Raw genomic sequence first — 1,704 nt, forward strand, 5'->3', positions numbered from 1 at the left:
GTTATATGGCTAATAAGAGGTGTAAAATGGCAAAAACATCTGTTAAGTCAGCTTCATTGTTTTCAGAAGCAAAATTGAAAAGCACATTATTTTATGGTGCAGCTTACAAAGCTGTTGAAAAGAAGATTATTTCATTTTTGAATGCACAATCCAAAGAATCACTTGGAATAACAGCATCTGTCAGAACAGCGGGCGATAAGATCCCTGAAGTTTTGATATTAGGCATCAAAGATATTCTCGGAACATTTGCATCAAACTATATCTTTCCTACTTCAAGAAAGAAAAGTGCGAATATCATATTTGATGGAGAAGATGGGCTTAAGTATCACGTTGATATTATTACGCACAATGTAGAAACAGAATTCAATATGCCAAATATTACTTCTGTTGACAGACTTCAAGAATTATATGTTGATAACAGAAACATATTTGTTGTGCTATTAATTGACTATAAACCATCGGAATCAAAAAATAATATTGTAAATGTTCATTTTACGCCAATAGAATTTCTCTCTTGGGAATGTCTTACAATTGGTGCTTTAGGTGCTGGACAAATTCAGATTAGAAGAGCATCTGTAATTACAAAAATTGAAAAGTATAGTCGTAAAACTTGGATGAATGATTTTACTGAACATATGATTGAGTTCTACGTAAATGAGAATTATAAATTAAGCGAGCGTCTATTGAAGGCGAACAGAACAAGAGTTGAATGGCTTAAAAGAGAGGATGTTTGGAAATAAACGCTATATAACACGCAACTCAAAGCGACCGTATCTATGATGCAGTCGTTTGATAAGGTTATTGGGTTTAGTTTTTCAGAGAAAGTTTGTTGTTCAAAGTTGATTTGTAAAACGAAGTTGATTTTAGAACTAATAAGGTAGTTGCCAAAAGCGTCATTGCAGTTATGGGTGGCGCTTTAGTTGCCACGCCGTTATATGGCTAATAAAACATGAAAAGATTAATTGTAGCACTAAACATTTTCGTTGTATCAATCTCTTTTGGGCAAAATATTAGTATTTCAAAAGATACTTTAATGTATCTTCAAAGTAATTATCCTCATCCGTGGGAAATGTTTGATCTAACAGATAGCATATATGTTTCTAATAGTGACACTAAAACACTTGTTGTTGATTCCATTTTGACAAAGAAATATTTCCACTATTATTTAAAAGTATTCAATAAAGAGAATATCGAAAAAAGTGATTATATCGGTCGATATTCAACAATATTTCCGATTGAGATACCTCCAAAAGATTCATTGAAATTTGTTTTTTGTTTCATTGTGCCAATTACAAAAATGTCTTATTCCACAGAAATGTGGAGCGATTCATTATTCATTTTTAATAATTCTATTAACAAACCAATAGCAACTATCGCGGTCTTCAATGACATACCTTTGGATATTGTTGATAATCAAGAATTTCCTACTAACTACAATCTTTTTCAGAATTATCCCAATCCGTTTAATCCAACAACAAGAATAAAATACTCTATTCCCAAATCAGAAAAAGTTCTAATAAAAATTTATGATGTTTTAGGCAGAGAAGTTGAAACATTATTAAATGAATACAAAAATGCCGGAATTTATGAAATAGAATTTGATGGAGGCAATTTAGCAAGTGGATTATATTTTTATAAAATTACAAGTGGAAAATATTCAGAAACAAAAAAGATGATATTGCTTAGATAAGAGCGCCATATAAC

The 1,704-nt window shown here is 31.0% G+C and carries 2 protein-coding genes; both read left to right on the top strand.

Features of this window, described 5'->3' with window-relative positions; genetic code table 11:
- Nucleotides 1-26 precede the first annotated feature (26 nt).
- A complete protein-coding gene (locus VJY32_RS14290; protein WP_353678608.1) occupies nt 27-740 on the top strand; it encodes a hypothetical protein in 714 nt (237 codons plus the stop codon).
- 209 nt (nt 741-949) lie between these two features.
- The gene (locus VJY32_RS14295) at nt 950-1,690 is read left to right on the top strand and encodes a T9SS type A sorting domain-containing protein (RefSeq protein ID WP_353678609.1); all 741 of its coding nucleotides are present in this window, start codon (nt 950-952) and stop codon (nt 1,688-1,690) included.
- Nucleotides 1,691-1,704: the final 14 nt, after the last annotated feature.

The sequence above is a fragment of the Rosettibacter primus genome, from assembly GCF_036860675.1.
In the GTDB taxonomy this organism is placed as follows: domain Bacteria; phylum Bacteroidota; class Ignavibacteria; order Ignavibacteriales; family Melioribacteraceae; genus Rosettibacter; species Rosettibacter primus.

Coding starts and splice junctions, on each gene's coding strand:
- VJY32_RS14290 (WP_353678608.1), top strand. CDS start 27: ATGGCAAAAACATCTGTTAAGTCAGCTTCATTGTTTTCAGAAGCAAAA.
- VJY32_RS14295 (WP_353678609.1), top strand. CDS start 950: ATGAAAAGATTAATTGTAGCACTAAACATTTTCGTTGTATCAATCTCT.